22 protein-coding genes are annotated in these 20,192 nt (G+C 50.6%); 16 read left to right on the top strand and 6 right to left on the bottom strand.

Features of this window, described 5'->3' with window-relative positions; all coding sequences use genetic code 11:
- Positions 1–27 precede the first annotated feature (27 nt).
- The 4 genes from ACZ5BW_RS07790 to ACZ5BW_RS07775 all read left to right on the top strand — a co-directional run bounded on the left by ACZ5BW_RS07790 (position 28) and on the right by ACZ5BW_RS07775 (position 4,784).
- Positions 28–1,112 (top strand): IS3 family transposase gene (locus ACZ5BW_RS07790; RefSeq protein ID WP_464538635.1). Its coding sequence is split into 2 segments (ribosomal slippage): positions 28–289 and positions 289–1,112, totalling 1,086 coding nucleotides; the frame shifts between segments, so codons are not numbered across the junction.
- 9 nt (positions 1,113–1,121) lie between these two features.
- Positions 1,122–1,505, top strand: a complete 384-nt coding sequence (locus ACZ5BW_RS07785; protein ID WP_464543674.1) for an RNA-guided endonuclease InsQ/TnpB family protein — start codon at positions 1,122–1,124, stop codon at positions 1,503–1,505.
- 660 nt (positions 1,506–2,165) lie between these two features.
- Positions 2,166–3,995 carry an ABC transporter ATP-binding protein gene (locus ACZ5BW_RS07780; RefSeq protein ID WP_464538633.1) on the top strand — a complete coding sequence of 610 codons (1,830 nt, stop codon included), beginning with the start codon at positions 2,166–2,168 and terminating at the stop codon, positions 3,993–3,995.
- Between the two features lie 414 nt (positions 3,996–4,409).
- Positions 4,410–4,784, top strand: a complete 375-nt coding sequence (locus ACZ5BW_RS07775) for a hypothetical protein (protein WP_464538631.1) — start codon at positions 4,410–4,412, stop codon at positions 4,782–4,784.
- A 185-nt stretch (positions 4,785–4,969) separates the two neighbouring features.
- Here the strand turns inward: ACZ5BW_RS07775 and ACZ5BW_RS07770 are convergent, their stop codons facing one another.
- A complete protein-coding gene (locus tag ACZ5BW_RS07770) occupies positions 4,970–7,444 on the bottom strand; it encodes a putative bifunctional diguanylate cyclase/phosphodiesterase (protein WP_464538629.1) in 2,475 nt (824 codons plus the stop codon).
- 156 nt (positions 7,445–7,600) lie between these two features.
- On the opposite strand from ACZ5BW_RS07770, the gene ACZ5BW_RS07765 reads away from it, so the two are divergent.
- Positions 7,601–7,876, top strand: coding sequence for a helix-turn-helix domain-containing protein (locus ACZ5BW_RS07765; protein WP_464543673.1), 276 nt, complete (start codon positions 7,601–7,603; stop codon positions 7,874–7,876).
- A 205-nt stretch (positions 7,877–8,081) separates the two neighbouring features.
- Here the strand turns inward: ACZ5BW_RS07765 and ACZ5BW_RS07760 are convergent, their stop codons facing one another.
- On the bottom strand, positions 8,082–8,276 hold the full coding sequence (locus ACZ5BW_RS07760; protein WP_464574122.1) for a hypothetical protein: 195 nt from the start codon (positions 8,274–8,276) through the stop codon (positions 8,082–8,084).
- A gap of 636 nt (positions 8,277–8,912) precedes the next feature.
- Here ACZ5BW_RS07760 and ACZ5BW_RS07755 point away from each other — a divergent pair.
- Positions 8,913–11,774, top strand: a complete 2,862-nt coding sequence (locus tag ACZ5BW_RS07755; protein ID WP_464538625.1) for a PAS domain S-box protein — start codon at positions 8,913–8,915, stop codon at positions 11,772–11,774.
- Between the two features lie 268 nt (positions 11,775–12,042).
- A complete protein-coding gene (locus ACZ5BW_RS07750) occupies positions 12,043–12,456 on the top strand; it encodes a response regulator (protein ID WP_464538623.1) in 414 nt (137 codons plus the stop codon).
- A 265-nt stretch (positions 12,457–12,721) separates the two neighbouring features.
- Here the strand turns inward: ACZ5BW_RS07750 and ACZ5BW_RS07745 are convergent, their stop codons facing one another.
- Positions 12,722–13,240, bottom strand: coding sequence for a hemerythrin domain-containing protein (locus tag ACZ5BW_RS07745; protein ID WP_464538621.1), 519 nt, complete (start codon positions 13,238–13,240; stop codon positions 12,722–12,724).
- Between the two features lie 277 nt (positions 13,241–13,517).
- On the opposite strand from ACZ5BW_RS07745, the gene ACZ5BW_RS07740 reads away from it, so the two are divergent.
- Complete coding sequence (locus ACZ5BW_RS07740; protein ID WP_464538619.1) at positions 13,518–13,769, top strand: hypothetical protein; 252 nt, start codon at positions 13,518–13,520, stop codon at positions 13,767–13,769.
- On the opposite strand, the gene ACZ5BW_RS07735 is transcribed toward ACZ5BW_RS07740, so the two are convergent.
- Entirely contained in the window at positions 13,738–14,352 is a 615-nt protein-coding gene (locus tag ACZ5BW_RS07735) for an undecaprenyl diphosphate synthase family protein (RefSeq protein ID WP_464538617.1), read from the bottom strand. The genes ACZ5BW_RS07740 and ACZ5BW_RS07735 overlap by 32 nt on opposite strands.
- A gap of 175 nt (positions 14,353–14,527) precedes the next feature.
- On the opposite strand from ACZ5BW_RS07735, the gene ACZ5BW_RS07730 reads away from it, so the two are divergent.
- A complete protein-coding gene (locus ACZ5BW_RS07730; protein ID WP_464538614.1) occupies positions 14,528–14,953 on the top strand; it encodes an MBL fold metallo-hydrolase in 426 nt (141 codons plus the stop codon).
- A gap of 258 nt (positions 14,954–15,211) precedes the next feature.
- Positions 15,212–15,553, top strand: a complete 342-nt coding sequence (locus ACZ5BW_RS07725; protein WP_464538612.1) for a hypothetical protein — start codon at positions 15,212–15,214, stop codon at positions 15,551–15,553.
- Between the two features lie 100 nt (positions 15,554–15,653).
- Here ACZ5BW_RS07725 and ACZ5BW_RS07720 read toward each other — a convergent pair whose 3' ends face one another.
- Together ACZ5BW_RS07720 and ACZ5BW_RS07715 are read right to left on the bottom strand one after the other, a co-directional pair.
- Positions 15,654–15,899 carry an NAD(P)-binding protein gene (locus ACZ5BW_RS07720; protein WP_464538610.1) on the bottom strand — a complete coding sequence of 82 codons (246 nt, stop codon included), beginning with the start codon at positions 15,897–15,899 and terminating at the stop codon, positions 15,654–15,656.
- Positions 15,900–15,997: 98 nt separating this feature from the next.
- Positions 15,998–16,528 (bottom strand): DUF4142 domain-containing protein, encoded by a 531-nt coding sequence (locus tag ACZ5BW_RS07715; RefSeq protein ID WP_464538608.1) that lies wholly within the window; start codon positions 16,526–16,528, stop codon positions 15,998–16,000.
- A gap of 248 nt (positions 16,529–16,776) precedes the next feature.
- On the opposite strand from ACZ5BW_RS07715, the gene ACZ5BW_RS07710 reads away from it, so the two are divergent.
- From ACZ5BW_RS07710 to ACZ5BW_RS07685, 6 genes are all read left to right on the top strand, one after another.
- Positions 16,777–17,037, top strand: a complete 261-nt coding sequence (locus ACZ5BW_RS07710) for a hypothetical protein (RefSeq protein WP_464538606.1) — start codon at positions 16,777–16,779, stop codon at positions 17,035–17,037.
- 133 nt (positions 17,038–17,170) lie between these two features.
- A complete protein-coding gene (locus ACZ5BW_RS07705) occupies positions 17,171–17,425 on the top strand; it encodes a hypothetical protein (protein WP_464538604.1) in 255 nt (84 codons plus the stop codon).
- Positions 17,426–17,500: 75 nt separating this feature from the next.
- Positions 17,501–17,869: a hypothetical protein gene (locus ACZ5BW_RS07700; protein WP_464538602.1), complete on the top strand. Its 369-nt coding sequence runs from the start codon at positions 17,501–17,503 to the stop codon at positions 17,867–17,869.
- A 14-nt stretch (positions 17,870–17,883) separates the two neighbouring features.
- On the top strand, positions 17,884–18,231 hold the full coding sequence (locus ACZ5BW_RS07695) for a hypothetical protein (protein WP_464538599.1): 348 nt from the start codon (positions 17,884–17,886) through the stop codon (positions 18,229–18,231).
- 568 nt (positions 18,232–18,799) lie between these two features.
- The gene (locus tag ACZ5BW_RS07690) at positions 18,800–19,129 is read left to right on the top strand and encodes a c-type cytochrome (protein WP_464538597.1); all 330 of its coding nucleotides are present in this window, start codon (positions 18,800–18,802) and stop codon (positions 19,127–19,129) included.
- A 30-nt stretch (positions 19,130–19,159) separates the two neighbouring features.
- A complete protein-coding gene (locus ACZ5BW_RS07685; protein WP_464538594.1) occupies positions 19,160–20,179 on the top strand; it encodes a hypothetical protein in 1,020 nt (339 codons plus the stop codon).
- The last annotated feature ends 13 nt before the right edge of the window (positions 20,180–20,192 follow it).

Here is a 20,192-nt window from a genome sequence, read left to right as displayed (position 1 = left end):
AGAATTTTCTACTGAAGGAGAGCAGCTATGAAGAAAGCGCGTTACACGGAAAGCCAGATATTCAAGATTCTTAAGGAAGCGGAAAGTGGAATTCCGGTACCCGAGTTGTGCCGCAAGCACGGGATGAGCGATGCCAGTTTTTATAAATGGCGCGCCAAATATGGCGGGATGGACTTATCGAACATGACCCGGTTGCGCGAGCTGGAAGAGGAGAACCGGCGGCTGAAAGCAATGTATGCTGAATCCAGGATGGATTGCGAAATCCTGCGTGAGGCGCTGGCAAAAAAGTGATGAGGCCATCTCTGCGCAAAGAGATGGCCGGGCAGGTGGTAAGGAAGGGGGTTGCCATCAAGCGCGCATGCTGGTTATTTTCGATCTCCGAGACCTGTTATCGCTATCGGCTTAAGCTCTCAGATGAGAATGGCAGGATTGCGGAGTGGTTGTTGCGCTTGGCCTATACGCATCGCACTTGGGGATTTGGGCTGTGTTTTCTCTGGTTGCGCAATGTCAAGGGGATGCCCTATAACCACAAACGGGTGTATCGCATCTATCGGCAATTGGAATTGAATTCGCGCATCAAGCCCAAGCGGAGGATGAAGCGAGACAAACCAGAAGCCTTGGCAGTGCCACAGCGGATCAATGAGGTGTGGTCGATGGATTTCATGCACGATGCCTTATCGGATGGTCGCAGCTTTCGCACCTTTAATGTGATCGATGACTTCAACCGCGAGGGGCTAGGCATCGAAGTGGATCTGTCGCTGCCTTCCGCGCGTATCATCCGGGCACTGGAACACATTATCGAATGGCGCGGAAAACCAAAAGCGCTTCGGCTGGATAACGGCCCCGAGCACATCAGTCACGAATTCCGCCAGTGGGCAGAAAGCCAGAGAATCGAGTTGCGGTTTATCCAGCCTGGCAAGCCTGCACAAAACGCCTATGTGGAACGGTTCAATCGCACAGTGCGGCACGAATGGCTGGACCAGACAATCTTCCAGTCAATAGCACATGCACAGCAAACCGCAACACAGTGGCTGTGGCGCTACAACGCTGAAAGACCCAATACCGCCATCGGCGGGGTAACACCTTATCAGAAGTTGGCAATGGTCGCCTGAACACTACTCCTGGGCACAGCTAAAAATGGGGGGAGTACCGTTCGAGCCAAATCCGGCCTGAACAAATCCATCCTCGATCAAGGCTGGTTCGAGTTCCGCCGCCAACTGGATTACAAGCTGGCGTGGAACGGCGGGCATCTCATCGCCGTGCCGCCGCAGAACACGAGCCGCACCTGTCCGTGCTGCGGTCATGTGTCGGCGGACAACCGGCAGACGCAAGCGCGATTTGCGTGTGTCGAATGCGGGCTCACAGAAAACGCCGATATGGTCGGCGCGATCAATATTCTAAGGGCGGGATACGCCCGGTTAGCCTGTGAAGTGAGCGGTGCGGTAATGCCGCCAGCAGCAGGAACCCACCGAAGCGGCTCAGGGGCGGCTCAATGCCTCTCCTGAGCGCCGTAGGAATCCCACGCCTTCAGGCGGGGGAGGGTGTCAAGGTTACAGTACGAACGTGATAGCTGCGTGTCTCAGTATCCACTTCCCTCTCCTCCAAGTGGGGAGGGGCTAAATAATGCTTCCCCAAGTCTTCTCCCATGCAGGAGAAGAGGTAAATGTGCTTCCCAAATCCCCTTGCGCGCGAGAGGAGATAACCGGTATTTCTCCAATTCCTCCACTTCGCCGTCATTCTTCTTGGACACCGGCACTTTCCCGCAGTCGCTCCATCCAGATTGTTCAAAAAAGCCATTTTCCGCGTAAACCTCGAGTGTGATCAGTCGTTATAGCGGCTGAATCAGCCCGAGTGTATCCGAGTGGATAAAGCGCATTCGAACCTGCTGGCTATTGCTGGAACAGGAGCCGAAACGTCCCTGAATTCGATCTATTACGAGATCATCCCTTAAGTTATCTTGCTCGCCGTTACACAACCGGTGAAAAAAGGTTTCCCTGAATTTTTCCCACGATGAATATGTCGATCAAAACCTGCTTCACGCATCGGGTTTGCAGCGAGGCGAAATTCACCCCAGTCAAAATTCATCCCAGGCGAAATTGATTCTCATTTGCATCCCCATTCCTAGTCAGACTCCTGTGTTTTTTCAACCCTGAGGTTCTTTTTACATGTTCGCTTTTTTTGAGCAGCGCGTTCGGCCCACTGTCGTCCCTAAAAAATCCCCGCCCCCGGAGCTGCTGGCATTCTATTGGCACTTTATCAGCCAGACGAAAGGTTTATATGCAGCACTGTTTGCTACCGGATTAGCCGTGGCTCTCATCGACACGCTGATCCCCGTTTTCATCGGCCGGCTTGTAGAGGTGATGGAGGCGACCGCACGTGTTGCCGCATTGCGGGATGCAACTTCAATGTTATTCGGCATGGCACTGCTGGTGCTGATCGCCAAGCCGCTCGCGATTCTGACCGATAGTCTTGTGCGTCATAACGCCGTAGTGCCTGGGGTAACCAGTATGATCCGCTGGCAGAGCCACTGGCATGTCATCCGGCAGAGCTGGTCGCTCTTTCAGAACGATTTTGCCGGACGCATGGCAAACCGTGTGATGCACATGGGCGATGCGGTGCGCGAATGTGTTGTGTCGAGCATTCATGCCATCTGGTACATCGCAGTGTATGGTGTTTCTTCGTTGTGGCTGATGAGCGAGGCGGACTGGCGGCTTGCGATCCCCACGGTATTATGGTTCATCGCATACGTATTTTTCCTGTGGTACTTCGTGCCACGCATGCGTGACCTGGCAAGAAGCAGCAGCGAGCGACGCTCCGCCGTGATGGGGCGTGTGGTGGATAGCTATAGCAACATCCTCACTGTTAAGCTGTTCTCGCGTGCGAGCGACGAAGACGCTTACGTGCGCGAAGCAATCGAACATCATACGATGGCCATTGCCGCTCACATGCGCATGATCACGAAATTCTCCACCACATTATCCCTGCTCAATGCGCTTCTGCTAGCAGGCACGACCGCGATCGGCATCATGTTGTGGTCCCAGGGAAAACTCGACGCGGGTGCAGTGGCTATGGCCGTGCCGTTGGCCTGGACGATCGCCAATGCCGCGGGATGGGTCAGCTGGGAACTGAATCGGGCTTTTGAACACATGGGCGTGGTCCAGGAGGGCATGCAAACCGTTGCCGTGACGAACGCTCTGGCGGACAAGCCCGGTGCGCACGAGCTGGACGCCAGCGAAGTACGTGGAGAAATCCGTTTCGAGAGATTGACCTTCACATTCGGCCGGAGCGACGGCCGCAAGGTGCTTGACAGTCTCAATTGTGTCATTCGACCGGGTGAGCGCGTGGGGCTGGTAGGCAGTTCGGGCGCTGGCAAATCCACGTTGATCAATCTGCTGTTGCGCTTTTACGAGATGGAGTCAGGCAATATCCGCATCGATGGGCAGGATATCCGCGAAGTGACGCAGGAGAGCCTGCGCCGTTGCATCGGCGTTGTAGCGCAGGATGTGTCCCTGCTGAACCGCTCCATTGCCGAAAACATTGCCTATGGTAGTCCGGGAGCAACCCTGGAACAGATTGAGGCGGCTGCCAAGCGAGCCCAAGCGCACGACTTTATCATGAGTCAGAGGGATTGGCTGGGACGCACCGACTACGATGCGCATGTAGGCGAGCGTGGCGTCAAGCTCAGCGGTGGGCAGAAACAGCGTATTGCCATCGCCCGTGTCATGCTCAAGGACGCTCCGATCCTGATACTGGATGAAGCTACCTCGGCCCTCGATAGTGAAGTGGAGCTTGCGATTCAGGATCAGTTGATGGGGCTGATGGAAGGCAAGACAGTGATTGCGATTGCACACCGCTTATCTACCATTGCTTGCCTGGACCGATTGCTGGTGCTCAAGGATGGATGTATCGTCGAGGAGGGCACGCACGAGGAACTTCTCAGGCAGAGTGGCCAGTACGCCATGCTCTGGCGGCATCAGTCGGGAGGGTTTCTTTGATTTGCGGAAACGGGATGGTATTGATGAAAGGCTTTCGCTGCTATCTGCTTTTTCTTGTTATATAGATATATAAACGCGCTTCGCCCCTTGATTCCCTCCTTTCAATTGAAACCCGTTTTCGACAAGAGTTTCGAAGGTTGAAGGGGGGAAGCGCTGAGCAGGCAGATGGTTCGGATTGCTCCCTGTCCTGAACCCCTAATCCATCGGGCCCACAATAGCGTTCGCGCTGCTCCAGAGTTAGTCGTGGGCCATATCCTTCAGTCTTGCCACTCTAAGGGTTTCCCTTAGCATAAAACCAGAGTTTCCCCAATATACGCATAGTGTTGACTGAGATAGGATAAAGTCACTTTCATCCTGTTTGGGTTCATTACTATCATGAAAACGAAATCAGGAAATATCTTCGCAGTGTTATCGATGGCAGCCTTGCTGGGTTCGATGAGCTCCCTGGCGATTGCAGCCGACCCCATTGACACTCCTGAGATTCGTGCGGCTGTCCAGAAAGCCACGACCCGGAGCGATCATGAGGCCGTAGCGAAATATTATGAAAATGCCGCTATGCAAATGCAGGCAAAAGTGAAGGAAGAAAAGGAATTGCTGGAGCAGTATAAGAATAAAAGCTATCTTTATGGCAGGCAAGCTCAGGATCTGCAATCGCATACTGCAGCATTAATACGTCGTCACGAGCAGACCGTCGCGGCCGACATGCAAGAAGCCACCTTGCATCGTCAAATGGCATCGAAACTTGATCAAAACCATGCTGCGTCCGACCCCCAAAGTCCGGCAATGTGAGTAACTGCAACCAGGATATAGGATAAGCCCGGTGTTCAGTAACCTTGAACGTCGGGCTATCCTCCCGGTCGTCGTGTCTTGCGGTGGTCGTATAGGAATTTACCCATGATAAAATACGTTATCATGAGTAAAATTAGAGTTCGTGAGTCTATCTCTCAACAAAAAAAATCCTACGAAATGGGCTATTAGCAGTAGAGGAATTCTTTGGCGTACCCGCTCCTGAATTGCTTGCACTCCTTTCTTCCATGTATAAACTCCTCAAATTGATTTAGTGGCAAAGGTGGACTGAACAGATATCCCTGATACGCGCTGCATCCATGCATAACGAGAAAATCCTTTTGTGCCGGGGTTTCCACCCCCTCGGCAATTACCGATAACCCCATGCTTTTAGCAAGAAGTAGAATCGCACGAATGATCGTAGCGTCGTTATTATCAATTAGAACATCTCTTACAAATGATTTGTCGATTTTTATCCAATCCAACGGCAAGCGTTTAAGGTAGTAGAGTGAGGAATAGCCGACACCGAAATCATCCAAGGCGAAGTCCACGCCCCTGGCTTTCAGTGTCATCATTTTTGCAATGGTATCGTCCATATTTTGCAGCAGGATGCTCTCCGTCAGCTCAAGCTTGAGTTTTTGCGGATTGGCACCACTCCGATCGAGAGCAGAAACTACTTGCTCGACGAAGTCTGACTGACCGAACTGGCAGGGGCTTATATTCACCGCCAGATCAAGTTGGGCTGTCTTCTGATACCTCGACCACATTGCAAGCTGATCACAAGCAGCTTCAAGCAACCATCCACCCAAAGGAAGAATCTGTCCAGTTTCCTCGGCCTGGGGAATGAACTCGGAGGGAAGCAAAAGGCCGCGCCGGGGATGTTGCCATCGCACAAGCGCTTCGGCTCCTATAATCCCGCAGCTATCCATTTGCGGCTGATAGTAGAGAACAAACTCATTTCTCTCCCAGCTTTTGCGTAAATCTGATTCAAGAGCGGCACGGGTATTCATTTCTGCTTGCATGTTCGGATTGAAAAAACATACGGCGTTGCGGCCAGAAGCTTTTGCCTGATGCATCGCCAGATCCGCATGCTTGAGCAACTCATCTGTTGTATCTGCCTCACCGTTAAACAGCGCAATGCCAATACTCGTCGTTATGTGGTGCCTGTATGCACCAAGATTAAAGGGTCGATTGAAAGCACTGCGAATCCTCCCGCAGATCTTTTTTACCTCAGCCTCAGCAACAGCTTCGTCATCACTCGAGTCTGTTGTCAGTATTACCACGAATTCGTCACCGCTCAATCTGGCTACCGTGTCACTTTCACGCACGCATGAGGTCAGGCGCGGAGCGACTTCTTGCAGCAACTGGTCGCCGAAATGATGGCCAAACGTATCATTGAGCAATTTAAAATTATCAAGATCAATGAACAGTAGCGCACCCGTCTGCCGATTACGGGCCCTCACCGCCACCACCTGCCGGAGCCGGTCCAGCAGGAGCTGCTTATTGGGTAACCCGGTCAAGGGATCGTAGAAGGCGAGATATTGAATCTTCTTCTCCGCTGCCTTACGCTGGGTAATATCGGTATTGATCGCAAAGACAAACTCTGGCTGTCCCTCGTCATCTCTAACCAAAGTCCAATGTGCTTCCACGGGCAATATGCTTCCATCTTTCCGGCGCTGCGCGATTTCACCTCTCCATTCCCCCGAGTCCAGTAGCAGGTTTGTTGCTTCATTGAACGGCGAGAGGTCCTCGTACAACACCTCTACCGATCTGCTGGACATCTCCTCGGAAGCCCATCCGTAAAGCCGCTCAGCCCCCTGATTCCAGAACTGGATGCGATGATGAAGATCGCGCACAATGATTGCGTCCCTCGCCTTGTCGAGCAAGGAAGCCTGCTGGCGAATGCGCCTATCGGCTTCCTGGCGCGCCCGCTCAGACTCCTTGCGTGCGGTAATATCGTGAAAATAAATGGCCAAGCCTTCTTCCGATGGATAGGCGTGTACCTCGAACCATTTGCCAAGGGGAGTATAGAACTCGTCAAACGTCACTGCCGTATTTTCCGTGAGCGCTCGATGGAATTTATGATCAAAGGTGGTTCCGATAGCCTCATCAAATTCCTCCCAGACCACTTTGCCCAAAAGATTGCTACGTTCGCGACATAACAGATTTTCTGCTTCCTTATTTACATAGGTAAAGCGCCATTCCCGGTTCAGAGTGTAAAAAGCCCCGGTAATGCTCTCCAGAATCCTCTCCGTGCGAAGCCTTGCATCTGAAAGTTCGCGTGCTGTTGCCTGCTGTTCCTCTATGGCCGAAAGCAGTTTTTTATTGACACGCACCAGTGCTGCTGCTTTCTCTTTGTTCGATGCAAGAACAAAAGAAACCAGGGTGGTCAGAATACTGACTAGAACACTCCCGACTAGGACGAGAAACGGCTCATAACCTTTTACAGCCTTTTCAAATAGAGGGCGTGAAGACGCTTCGATCGCCGCACTTTGCTCCTGTAAACCCTGAGCAAAAGAGCAGCCTATCAGGGTGAGCGATATAAAAATCGTAAATGTTAAAGTAGCGATAGCCCAAGGAGAAAGCAAGAACTCAACAGAAAGTAGACTTACCTTTTTATCCACAGGCCCGATTTCTTTTCTAACCTTCTCCTCATTATCCATAAACAGTTCGCCTCTTAACGTTAAGCAGGTCTAAACATCTTAACGGATTTAATAATTTCCTACCTCTGTTATGTTTAGTAAAACTTGACATCATAATCAAGCTTTACTAATCTTGGAGACAAGCAACACATCTAATAGGGGGAGTACAGCGTGGGTATGGGACCGAGGCTTATACAGCTACGGCATAAATATAACTTGAATCAAACCCAATTAGGAAAATTGTGTGGAGTGACGAAGGCAGCCATATCTCAATGGGAGACGGGAAGTACGATGCCTGACATAGCCAAACTAAAGAAATTGCGTTCCGCACTTGTCTTTTCACTAGATTGGTTAATCACCGGAGAAGAGCCAATTACGCCATTGCTCCTAGCGGACCGGCGACAAGGCAACAGACGTCAATGGGAACGTCGCTTAATCGATAGGGTAGATTAGATTTAAAACCTGATAGCAGCCAGCCCCCCATCGAGATGCGGCAGCAATGCGATTTTGAGCGAAATCTGGGAAGTGCTCAGCTACAGGTTTTGTAAAAGGTGAAATTTTTAAGGGAGGCCGGCAGCGCATTGCAGAAGTATCGCGTCTTGCTGTAATCTCCAGCTACAGAAGGCGTAAAGGCGAAGCTGGCAGATCGCTTGTCATTTCAGACGATGATTTTAAAACCTCCCGATCGCCACGCTTTCTGTACATTCCAATCAGTCTTTATCTCGCTACTTTTGCAATGGCGCGATTGAACAAGATTGATACCGTATTCGTTCTCACTGAGGAACGGCTCGCACATCACTTCGCCAAGCTCGGTTTCGACCAGAAATTTATCGGTGGCCCCGTCGATCATCATGGCCTTCGAGTCCCCTCGATGATGAATGTCGGAAAAACGATCAGCAACATGCGTGCTAACTTGCGCCACTCTACCTGGAGATTGCAATAAACATAGAGAAGCATCTTCAGTTGAGCAAACGACCATTAGGCCACATGGTAGAGTCATAGAAGAACTTCACGACAACTGAAAACGATTTGCGTGAAAACTTGCAGTTGGGAGATTGACGTATATAAGAATCCTGCGCTTCCAGTATCGCAGATCAAGCAGAGCAAACTAAGTTTTATCCATGCTGTTCTGTTCCAACATTGCATACCGCTCCTCGGAATCACGAGGCTTTGCTAAAACCAATTAGTTCGATCGAATCGAAGAAAATTAACAGTCAAGAACGAGTAATGAAATTATGACCAATAGGTAAATTAATCCCTTTGCGATGGATAATAAATCCCAAATCGTCCCATTTAAGGTTAATCGCGGTCATTGCCCATATTATAAATCAGCCTAGATGATTGCCTGATGAGAAAGCACTGTGCAAGTTATTCAATGAACAAGGTATTCACGACCCAGCCAACGATTAATAGCCCCAAAATAAGTGTTTCAGACGCTGTAACTTCGGCTATTAACATCTCCGATTTCGAAGTCTTTCCTATTTTCTGAATGGAACCGAAGGTAATACCAACAGATTTTGGCAAGCTTGTTCTTGATGAAATGCCCGGCGGCGCAATTGTTACCACCGCCGATGGCGTTGTCGTTTACTGGAACAAGGGCGCGCAATCTATATTTGGCTATACAGTGGCGGAAGCCTTGCAAAGCAAGCTTAGTGAACTTGTTGGCGCTTCCGATCATCAGTGGAAGATCGGCCAGAGCCTGAAAGATGCGCTCGAGGTAAGGGCTTCAGTAGGCGAGATGTTATGTCGCAAAAAAGACGGCCTGCTGATCCATGTAAACATTTCATGCAAGGTACTGTCGCAGGAACAGCGACAGTACAGCTACGTCCTGATTACCAGTACAGATATCACGCATATCAAGGCATTACGCGACGCCAAGCTGATCGGCACCAAATTCGGCAATTTACTCGATTCAACACCAGATGGAATAGTCATAGTGAACTCGACAGGGCGGATAGTCCTGGTCAACGCGCAAGCGGAGAAACTGTTTGGATATAATGCAGATGAACTTTGCGGCCAGCCCATGGAAATGCTGCAGCCACCGCGCAAGCGCGACCTCCATTCGGGAGAGCGCGCAGCTTACTTTGCCTACCCCCACATCCGGACGGTGGGCGCCGACTGGGAGCTATACGGGTTTCGCAAGGACGGTACCGAATTTCCAGTGGAAATCAGCTTGAGTCCCATTGAAATGGATGAGGGCAGGTTTAGCGTGAGTGCAATTCGCGATATTAGCGATCGAAAAAAAGCCGAGCAGAAATTTCGTGGCCTGCTGGAAGCCGCGCCGGATGCAATCGTCATTGTGAATCGCAATGGTGAAATTGTGCTGGTGAATTCCCAAACCGAGAAATTGTTTGAATATCAGCGAGAACAGCTGCTCGGTAAAAAGATGGAGATTCTTATTCCGCCTCGTTACCGTTCAAAACATCCCGGATTTAGGGAAAATTTTTTCCGTGCGCCCCGCACGCGCCCAATGGGGATTGGACTCGAACTCTATGGCCTGCGGCGCGATGGTACTGAATTTCCTGTTGAAATCAGTCTTGGCCCCATTGAGACTGAAGAAGGGATCTTGGTATCCAGCGCTATCCGCGATATCACTGAGCGCAAGCGTACTAAGGAAATCCAAACTCAGCTCAGACGCGATCTCACTGAGCGCGAAATAGCGGAAAAGGCGCTTTTTGAAGAAAAGGAACTCCTTCGCGTCACGCTGAGCTGTATTGGTGATGCTGTTATCACAACCGATACGGAAGGAAGGATCACCTATCTGAATCCGGTTGCAGAAGCCATGGCGGACTGTAGTTCTGATAACGCAAAGGGTTTGCCTCTTCAAGATGTATTTCAAATCATCCATGCGGAAACTAACGAACCAGCATCTAACCCGGCCGAAAGGGTTTTAAGGAATAAGGAGACTGTAAACCTTAATTCGCATGCGCTTCTTATACGGCGAGATGGTCAAACCTTCCCGATCGAGGACTCGGCCGCGCCCATTCAAGATCAAAACGGCGCAATTATCGGCGTCGTGCTAGTGTTCCGTGACGTTAGCCATGCACAGAAGTTGGCGATGGAAATGCGACATCAGGCGACGCACGATGCACTGACTGGTCTGATCAATAGGCACGAATTCGAGCGGCGCCTGAAACAGGCACTGGAGAGCGAGGAACAGACTGACGAGCATGCTTTGCTTTATCTTGATCTTGATCAATTCAAGATCGTAAATGACACTTGTGGCCACTTGGCAGGGGACGAGTTATTGAAACAGCTCACCAGCCTCCTGCAAGCAAAGCTGCGGAAGGATGATACTCTGGCGCGCCTTGGAGGAGATGAATTCGGCGTATTGCTTGAGAAATGTTCAAGGGGACCCGCCCTTCGCATAGCTGAAGTGCTGCGGCAAACCGTACAGGAGTTTCGTTTCGTCTGGGAAGAGCGGTTGTTCTCACTCGGGATAAGCATCGGACTGGCCACCTTCTTCAGTGGCGGGCAAACTTTCTCGGACGTTTTACGCATGGCAGACACAGCTTGCTTTCTTGCCAAGGATAATGGTCGCAATCGCGTTCAACTCTATGCTTCTGATGACAAGAACCTCGAGAAACGCCGTGGTGAGATGGGATGGGTGGAACGTCTGCACAAAGCACTTGATAAGCAGCAGTTCGTGCTGTATTCACAGAAAATAATGCCGCTTTCTGACAGATCAACACACTCTAACCACTACGAGATATTGTTGCGAATGAAAGGAGAAAATGAAGAGCTCATACCTCCCATGGCCTTCATCCCCGCCGCGGAGCGCTACGGCCTCATGCCTCAAATCGATAGATGGGTAATCGCTAACGCTTTTGCCCGATATGCTTCCTATCACCTGGGAAACAGCACAAAAGACACTTGCACTATCAATCTCTCAGGTGCATCGATTTGCGATGAGGATTTATACGATTTCGTGGTCGACCAATTCAAGCAATCTCGGGCTGATCCTGCCGGGATCTGTTTCGAGATAACGGAAACCACGGCAATCGCAAATCTTACTCAGGCTGCCGCATTGATCCGCAAGCTAAAGGAGCTCGGCTGCCGCTTCTCCCTGGATGATTTTGGCAGTGGAATGTCCTCGTTTACCTATCTGAAGCATTTACTTGTGGACTATCTAAAAATCGATGGGGCATTCATCAAGGGCATAATCAGTGACCCTATTGACCATGCCATGGTTGAGGCCATTAATCATATAGGCCACGTAATGAAAATAGAGACGATAGCGGAATGGGTAGAGGACCAGTCTTTTCTCGAGGTACTGCGAAGGATAGGTGTCGACTATGCCCAGGGATATGCGATTGAAGAGCCGCGCCTAGCTATGACGCTTTGCCAATGAATCTTGCACGTCCTCAGGTTCAATAGGTTCAACGGAATATACACACCCTGCGCGAGCAGAACCCCCGGCGGTTGCCAGGCACATCTTTCCAAACCCGTCTCATTACAGGTGCTAGTCGAGGCAATTACAGGTATCATAATATGCCTAATAACTTGTCTAATTAAAGGAGACGGAGGCGCAATTTCTACTTTTTTCTTTCTCGTCCTTGTCCCTTTTCTGGCGTTAAAGCGACAACTGCCCCCTTATCGAAGCAGTATAGGAAACCACCGTGAGAGTCACTAACAAACCTATTCTTCTCGTTGAGGACGACCAGGTGGACATGATGAGGATTACTCGTGCTCTCAAGGAAATCGGTGTTACAAATCAGATTGTGCACCGGGAAAACGGGGAGGATGCCCTAAATTACCTGTGGGATGAGGATAGTGAGAAGCCCTGTCTCATCTTGCTGGACTTGAGCATGCCTATCATGAATGGGATCGAATTCCTGCAGGCAGTGAAAAAAGACGAGAGGCTCAGACGTATTCCCGTGGTGGTACTAACCACTTCCGATGACCAACAGGACAAGCTAAACGGCTTCAATTTCGGCGTTGCAGGATATATGGGGAAGCCCGTCGACTACCCGCAATTCGTGGAGGTCATACGGTCAATCGATACGTATTGGACCATTAGCCAGATGCCGTAATCAGGAGCAGAAATTCTCTGATCAATACGAAGTGGAGTACGCAATCCTAAGGAGCTACCAGTGTCAGATGAACGAACGGCAGGAAAGAGTTGGCGAGTTTGTGTCCCCTGTCAATAAAGATGCAACCACGTCTGCACTATTCTTCTTTTGGTCGGCTATTCGTGTACCGAACCGACAGTAGTTGACCTTATCCTCCAGAAGCAGGTTGGGCAGTTGGTAACCAATCGCCAACCTGGACCGGGTCAACGTGTCAGTTTCCCTTCCGTTATTCCTGCTCTTCAGTAAGTTCTTCCTTGCGGGCAGCTATTTCAGTGCCAATTTCTTCAAGATCGATTTTCGCTTTTTCCACCTTGGGAAATATCTCGTTCTGTTCTTCCTCTATATGGTGATTAACGTATTCGCCGAGGACGCTCACCATAGCATCGTACATAGGGTCCGTGCTGTTCATTGATTGGATTTTTTCAATGAGATCCTTAGCAGCTTGATGCTCCACAGCTGCTTCGTTCATCAGATCATCATCATCAATTGCTTCACGCGCGGCAGGATAGAATATTTCCTCCTCCAGTTGCGTATGGATCGTGAGTTCCTTGCAGATCTGCTGCACGAGCTCTTCCTTGCCTTCCTCCTGCTTTTTGTGCAGCTTTTCGAACTCCTTGAACATCTTCTTGACTTTGTTGTGGTCGTCAGTCAGCAATTTGATTGCGTCATGTTTGGACCTTCTCGTGGTTTTGTGCTCTGTGGTTTTATGTGAAGTGGTTTGCGTAGTTGGCATGATGATCTCCAATGGAATGTAGGGTTGAACGACTTGCTGTTTATCGCTAGCTCATGAACACACGAGCATGAACGAAAGATAATCTTAAGGATTGCATAGTTCTGTACGACAACCCACACTGTTCTTTTCCCCGCTTCCGCCGTTTTCGTGATTTGCAGAAATAGAAATGAAAGCCAGCGCAAGAAGCACGACAGTAGCTACGGCATGAAGGACAACCCGACAAGAGGCGGCATGGAAAAGAATCTAAAAGAGTCTAGGTAGCAGCAAGTCCGGTAGCGCGGGGAGCGGGGTGAACGGTTCCGGTGGTTCAAAGTCACCGAAGGGAAGTGCATTGGGTGGATCAACCGGGGATAAGGGGTTCAGCAACGTGAGGGAAAATAGAGGAGGTAAGGGTGCGCGTGGCATCATGGGCGGTAGCACCGATACAAAAGCAGGCCATGCCGGAGAAAGCATAGGCAGTGGCGGTACCGGAAAGGGCGACAAGTCGAAGCTTGACGCGAGCGGGAAGGCTATCCTCCAAAAGTCCGGTCTTGCCGTTTGAACCAGGAAAGTGCCTCATCAAAATGCCGGGGTTCAAAATCTGGCCAGAATTCGTCCCGTATATAAAAGTCCGCGTAGACTGATTGCACAGGCAGGAATCCACTTAAGCGGCGTCCGCCTCCCCACCGCACGATCAGGTCCAGGCGGGATACGGCGCTTGAACGCAGTCCCCCATTTTTAAGCCCGGCGAGGTCCCATTCCCAACCGTAATTGATAAGCAGGTTTACCTTCATGCCATTCCCCCGGCGAATCCTGAATGTTTTCAAAATTTCTGGAAATTGCGCAGAGGTCTCATCTCCCACTACCAGAAGGGCTGCTCCGCGCCGCGCAATTTCAAAAGCAAATGCTACTGATGCATCGGTAAAGGCACGTTTTTGAGCGTCAGGCCGCTTTGTATTGTCTTGTGTAAAGCAATAAATGGACGCTTCAACGATGCCCTGTTCTCTGCAGATTTCGTACAAAGATAGTCCCGGGTCTATGCCGAAGCTGTATCCGTCTTCTTTGCCCATGCCACGGTTTAAGGCCCAGCGGCGGTTGCCGTCAGGGATGAAACCAACGTGGAGCGGAACGTTTTTTCGTGCCATCGTAATTCCCGGTAGCCCACATCCAGTACACACCGATACTCATCATATGTGCTCTTACCCAGCATTGTGGGGCGGCGAATGTATGAAATAGGCCAATACTAGGTCTAATTTTTTATTCCCGGCTGTGCGAGAGCGCACATAGCGACTCTTCGTTTATCCACACACTTCCATTGCCATGCCGGGGCGCTACGGACCGCCCATTGTTGCTAAATTGCTGTCCGAAGTAATGGGTTCCATGCTGGATTTCAGGAGTAAGAGTTCACTGCGCAGTTACAGGATCTACATCAACGGTGACACGATGGTTTTTGAGGATATCAAGGAAATTCCAAAGCACTATCCAGCTGTCGACTTGGTTCTATTGCATCTGGGTGCCACGCGGCTGCTTGGCTTTGTCACCGTAACAATGGATGCCAAAGAGGGTGTCAGAATTATGCAAATCATTGTTCCCAATAAAGCTATTCCTATCCACTACGACGATTATGATGTCTTCAAGTCTCCTTTGAGCGATTTCAAGGAGGAAATAGAGCGCGCGGGTTTACAGGACAAGATCATTTATCTGGAGCACGGTGACACATATGAGTTTCGTCCTACAGAGAAATAACTGCTCTCGTCCGAGGCTTTCAAACCATTATGAGGTGCCCGAGCCCTTGCCCTTGCCCTAAGTCAGCCCCAGAGAATTGGGATGGAGTATGACAGTGCCAGGGGCACAGGGCTTCTTCGATACAACCACTCTTTTCCCTTCCTACATATACCCTTCATTGCCTTATAAGTGGTGTGTGCGTAAGCGTACGGAAAGCCCTCACGATTTGAGTAGCATTTAAGTTCAGCAATTTTGCTGGATTAATCTGGAGGAACTACCATGGAAAATATTTTAATACTGAAAAAATTAGCGCAGTCTGTCGTGATTGCCGGCGCAATCGCTTTTAGCGCCACAAGTGTAGCCCAGGCGGCAGGTACCGGTGAGCAGACCGGAGAATATGGAGACATGTCCGGGCAGGGAAAAGGGAGCAACGCACCCGAGCCACGGGGTTATCAGCAATCGGGCTCTGGTTCAGGGCAAGGTTCCGGCCAGGCCGGGTATGACAAGCCGCATGACAAAAAGCATGATATGCACGATAAATCTTATGAAAAACGCTCCGGACAAGGTGGGGGATCACAGGGGGGAGGATCCTCCGGCCAGTCTGGCGGCGGAGGATACTAGTTTCTTTGATATTATGCATAAGGCGCGGCCAGTGATATAACGCTGAGCCCGCCTTTTCTCCAATATTCCTTTAGAAGTACCTCGGTGCGTATTCGCTGGGTCAGTATCCTTTCCTGTGCCATAGAGTTCTCCTCTTCATATCGTCCTCTACTTCCATTCCATCTTTATTCCATGATGCGGTTCTCCCATCAATGTAGGGAGCAGCTTCCAGCAACAGCACCTCAAATCCGTTGTGGGTTAGGTCAAGCGTTGCAGACAGGTCTGCAAGGCCGCTGCCGATGACAATGGTTTTGGGCTTACGTATGATAAGGACAGGGGATACGGCTGTTGGATCTGGTTTTGGCAAATGAATGTTGCGTCGCGGGGACGCAACATTCTACTTCTCTCATAGCTTCCACAGGAAAGTGCCAGAACGGTGGGGAAGTATTCCGGCGGGATTTTCTATCACTTGAGAGTAGATTTGACTTTTTCTGCGTGCTCGAGGTGCGAGACGAGTATTGGACGTGTTTTAACCAGCAATGCCTTCAGTTCCTCGTTCTTGACGTTGGGCACGAGTTTGTTGTCGGCAACTTCGATCACCTTCTTATGAAGCGCGATTTCGCCGTCAATGTATGCTTTGTCGAATTCCTTCCCGCTCAATCCCTTAAGTTTTTCGAGACCGGCTTTGGCGTCGTCCTTCAAGCTCTGACTGATGGCGTTGTCCTTGGGGGTTACATTGAGTTTTTTCGCAAGCTCAGTCGCTTGCCGGTTGCTGTCCGTATGATCCGCGATCATTCGATGCGCGTATCCGTGAACGTCTTCGTTCGAGGCCTTTTTCTTGGCCAGGTTTCCATTTTCAATATCAGCGGTGTTCGCAGTTACCACAATATGTGCGATTTCCGCATCAGTGAGAGCACCTTGGGCATCTGCCGCTTGTACGCTGACGGTAAACGCAGGAAGCATCAGAGCCATTGCCAGTATGACCGATTTTTTCATAATTCTTCTCCTAAGTATGATGTGTTTGGAATGCTTGCGTTAATAAAAATATGGACTTGATAAGGAATATGTAGCGGAACCGCTACTTGACAATGATGGGGCTGAGCTACGAAAGTTTCTGTGCGCTACCAGACACAACTATATGTAGTGTGGATGTTGTGCGCTATCGCACCGAGTTTTGGCCGCCAGTGAGGGGAGAATAGGACATATGTAGATGTAATTGACCGATAAACCTTGCAGGAGCCATCATGGAAGATCCACGGGAAACCAAAGATGAGGAATTGAGGGAAGACGAGGCAACGGCTCAAATGCCGGATGAAGCGGATGAGGGTGTGCTCGTCGATGAAGAAACCCGCGGAAACAGAGTTCAGGAAAAGATAGGGAACCGTGGAACCAAGAAACAGGAAACTCAGGAGGAAGCGAAAAAATCAATTACCGGAACTGAAGCGCACCACGATCCGAGAAACGAGAACCCGGATTCCGGTCCGGCTCCCCTCAAGCGGTATTAATTTTTCATCCCTTTTGTTCGGTAGAACCGCACATACCACTTTCCGCTTGGCAATTCCCTCCAGAGTGCACGTTCTCGACGGGCCGAAGCACGAGGCTACCAAGAGTGATCGTAGGATAGGAAAAGGATAGCTGATGCGCAGTTTCAAGGCACAAGAAAGGCCGTCTGTCCGGCTGCTGTTGTCAGTGTTGTCATGGCTCACCACCTTGCAGCGGATTCCCGATCCTGCTGTTCAATCTGCAATCGCACAGCATTTCCATCTGCTGATGCTGCACCCAGCAGCCGACAGTATAGATATCCAGGCCGGAATATATATGGCGAGAAGGACGGGCATGGATTCGGCGGGGTTGCTTGCGCGCTATACGGTTATAACTACAAGCCTTCATTGACGAATGCCATACTCTTTGTCCGATAATTGATATTTGCAAGGTCTTATGTTGGATGTAAGCAGCATCGAGATGGGAATGAGCCGTAGTAACGATATCCGGAGCACAACCTCTGCCACTTGGCCTAATGGCATAAGTTTTCAGCCATGGGCCTACAAAACGCAGCTTAGCAGTAACACCGAAGGTACATTTCAGAATAATACGAATAATGTGAATGACTCCTCCCGCCTGATATTCAATCAGCCGGACAGCGTCCACCATGACAGTACGATTTCGGGTTCGGACTTCCTGAATAAAGCCGGCTTGGGTATGCCGGCATTATCGGGAGATTCGGGAGCATTCGGTGAGCATATCATTGCCCAAAGCAGCATCCTGACGGTAAATGGAATGCTGGGCGGAACGCTGCACGTGTTGCCCCATGCTTCCCTAGTCGCTTCACTATCCTGACAGCGAATAGCGGCTTGATCGGAAAATTCGATTCACTCACTCATAGCCTGGTCAACCTGGGTATCTCCTATGATCCTACTCACGTCTACCTCGATGTTTTGCGCTTTTGCGATATCGGCGAGACGCCTAATCAGTGCGCTACAGGAAGCGCAGCCGAGCGGCTAGGCGCCAGCAATCCTATCTATAAAGCGATTGTCCATCAGCCAGATCAGGAGAGCGTGCGCCAGGCTTTTAACAGTCTTTCCGGCGAAGGGCATGCGAGTATTCAGGGCATGATCATTGAAGACAGCCGTTTTATACGGGGAGGCGGTTTCAGACCGGGTCAGGCAAGCTTTCCATCTGGCGGGTGCGCAGTCCTCTGATACTCCTGGACATATTCTTCAACAGAACTCTGCTGCTAATGGGGCATTGTGGGGACGTGTCTTGGGTTCGCAACGGAATAGTCCTCGCCGGAGGCGTGGATGCGCATGTCCTCGGAGCAGCGACTCTGGGTATTTATTACCAGGGACAAATTCTTCACAACATTGCCGATCATGGTGTTCGGGCAAACTTCGGTTGGAAATTCTGAATTTGACGTCTGGCATTTTTTCAATCGGCTATTCCCTCACACTCTGCTTTTCCAGGGGGTTTATATTTCCGTCCTCCTCTCCCCGCAAAGCCATCTGCCGATGCAGGGGATATGTCAGGAAATGCAAGTTGTCAAGCAAACTCAACCTTGATCATTGAATCGTTTTTCTAATGTCATGGGTGTCTGTTATAGTGTTTCCCCAACTCAAACCAGTACGGAAGAGAGCGACGCAACCTATAATAGCTGACGGCGGAACAAGGTAAACTCCACATTTTATCCACGCAAACATAAAGGCTTATCCGTAACCCACCGATAAAGCAATGAAATGTCTTTTCGGCTAAGATTCTGCCTGGAGGAATAATATGAGAAAGACAAAATCCGTAAGGACTGTGACAGCGCTCACGCTCTCAATATCAGTCGCCGCGGCGATGATCGCGGATATCGCGTGCGCAGCTGCGGAAACAAACACGGCCAAAGGATTCCGGTGGAGAGATGCCGCAGAAGTCTATTCCAAGGTTTGTAGTTATTGCCATGAAGGTCAGGTAGGGCCTCGCCTTTTCGGTCGAGAACTTTCGCCGGAATACACCCGTGCCATCGTACGGAACGGGAGCAGGGCGATGCCTCCATTCCGGCCGTCGGAAATCGACGATGAGTCGCTGGCGAAATTGGCCGAATATATTCAGCGCAATTAATCGGCAAGGTGCGGGCTGAGGAGGGAAATCGTGGACGTACGCAGGCGTAATCTCATGAAAGGCTTGGTGGCGGGAGGAGCGCTGTTGGCGCTTGAAATCCCTCTCCGGGTGTTTGCAAGTACAACGGCTGGAAGCGTGCGGAAATTTGGATTACTCCTGGGAAATACTCCAGCAGATGCGGCATTTGCAGCAGGAGTGCGCACTGCTTACGCTCTCAGCAGTAATGTACGGCTAAACGGAATTGCTGAAAGTGAGGCGGCAGGGCGAGCGGAATCGATTGGGAAAGCCTGGTTTTCTCCACCCCGCGTGATAAAACTGAAAGGTGGATTGCTTAACGAGTATGAGGCAGTGGCGAAACTGCTGGAAGGTGCCCGTGGAGTGCGTTGGATTGCCGTCATGGATGATGCCAGTGCGGCGGTTTTCATGGAATTGATGCGCAGTGCCGGTGCGGGGCTGATTCTTCGGGGTTCACACGCATTTTCCGGTCATGGCGCCTTCGGCCGCTCCAGCTTCTCCCGAGATACTCCCGAGCTTCGGCATGTGTGGACTGCCACATCGCCAGAATTCAGTGCGGGTGATGTCCTTGCGGAGAAGCTTCTTCCGGGTTACAACAGTTTTTCTATTGTAGAGGATTTTCTTTCAAGCGAACATTCCGCTGCCGGAATGCATGCTCGCAGAGTAAATAAGCCTAAACCTGGCTTTCTCAGTTACCGATTGGATGGATTTGATGATATTCATCTTCACTGTTCCGGTCTTTCGGCAGCAGACGGCTGTGAATCGGTAGGTTGGAGCAAGGCAGGCACGTGGGTGCCCCTCAAAGGACAGGAGCTGGAATCGGACGAGGGTTCAACGCGACCGAAGCATGCGCAGATGCAATTGACCGGCTGGATTGAATCCGTAGGATATGCCGCCATGACTGCCGCGATGGGATTGCATTCATATCAAATCCCTTGCTCCCAACGCGCATTTGTACATCAGCTACCGCTCGGGCCACATCCTCGACGGAATGTGCGCGCCGAACGATTCGCCTCATTCGTAATAGAGACCTAACCCGGATAGGAGC

The organism is Nitrosospira sp. TNL300, from assembly GCF_055385915.1.
The sequence above is the reverse complement of the archived record's forward strand: the minus strand, read 5'-3'. Positions and strand labels throughout refer to the sequence as shown.

What these genes read in the sequence shown, in the direction of transcription:
- ACZ5BW_RS07780 (WP_464538633.1), top strand. Translation starts at nt 2,166, where the DNA reads ATGTTCGCTTTTTTTGAGCAGCGCGTTCGGCCCACTGTCGTCCCTAAA.
- ACZ5BW_RS07775 (WP_464538631.1), top strand. Translation starts at nt 4,410, where the DNA reads ATGGCAGCCTTGCTGGGTTCGATGAGCTCCCTGGCGATTGCAGCCGAC.
- ACZ5BW_RS07770 (WP_464538629.1), bottom strand. Translation starts at nt 7,444, where the DNA reads ATGGATAATGAGGAGAAGGTTAGAAAAGAAATCGGGCCTGTGGATAAA.
- ACZ5BW_RS07765 (WP_464543673.1), top strand. Translation starts at nt 7,601, where the DNA reads ATGGGACCGAGGCTTATACAGCTACGGCATAAATATAACTTGAATCAA.
- ACZ5BW_RS07760 (WP_464574122.1), bottom strand. Translation starts at nt 8,276, where the DNA reads ATGATGATCGACGGGGCCACCGATAAATTTCTGGTCGAAACCGAGCTT.
- ACZ5BW_RS07755 (WP_464538625.1), top strand. Translation starts at nt 8,913, where the DNA reads ATGGAACCGAAGGTAATACCAACAGATTTTGGCAAGCTTGTTCTTGAT.
- ACZ5BW_RS07735 (WP_464538617.1), bottom strand. Translation starts at nt 14,352, where the DNA reads ATGGCACGAAAAAACGTTCCGCTCCACGTTGGTTTCATCCCTGACGGC.
- ACZ5BW_RS07730 (WP_464538614.1), top strand. Translation starts at nt 14,528, where the DNA reads ATGCCGGGGCGCTACGGACCGCCCATTGTTGCTAAATTGCTGTCCGAA.
- ACZ5BW_RS07725 (WP_464538612.1), top strand. Translation starts at nt 15,212, where the DNA reads ATGGAAAATATTTTAATACTGAAAAAATTAGCGCAGTCTGTCGTGATT.
- ACZ5BW_RS07715 (WP_464538608.1), bottom strand. Translation starts at nt 16,528, where the DNA reads ATGAAAAAATCGGTCATACTGGCAATGGCTCTGATGCTTCCTGCGTTT.
- ACZ5BW_RS07710 (WP_464538606.1), top strand. Translation starts at nt 16,777, where the DNA reads ATGGAAGATCCACGGGAAACCAAAGATGAGGAATTGAGGGAAGACGAG.
- ACZ5BW_RS07705 (WP_464538604.1), top strand. Translation starts at nt 17,171, where the DNA reads ATGCGCAGTTTCAAGGCACAAGAAAGGCCGTCTGTCCGGCTGCTGTTG.
- ACZ5BW_RS07700 (WP_464538602.1), top strand. Translation starts at nt 17,501, where the DNA reads ATGAGCCGTAGTAACGATATCCGGAGCACAACCTCTGCCACTTGGCCT.
- ACZ5BW_RS07690 (WP_464538597.1), top strand. Translation starts at nt 18,800, where the DNA reads ATGAGAAAGACAAAATCCGTAAGGACTGTGACAGCGCTCACGCTCTCA.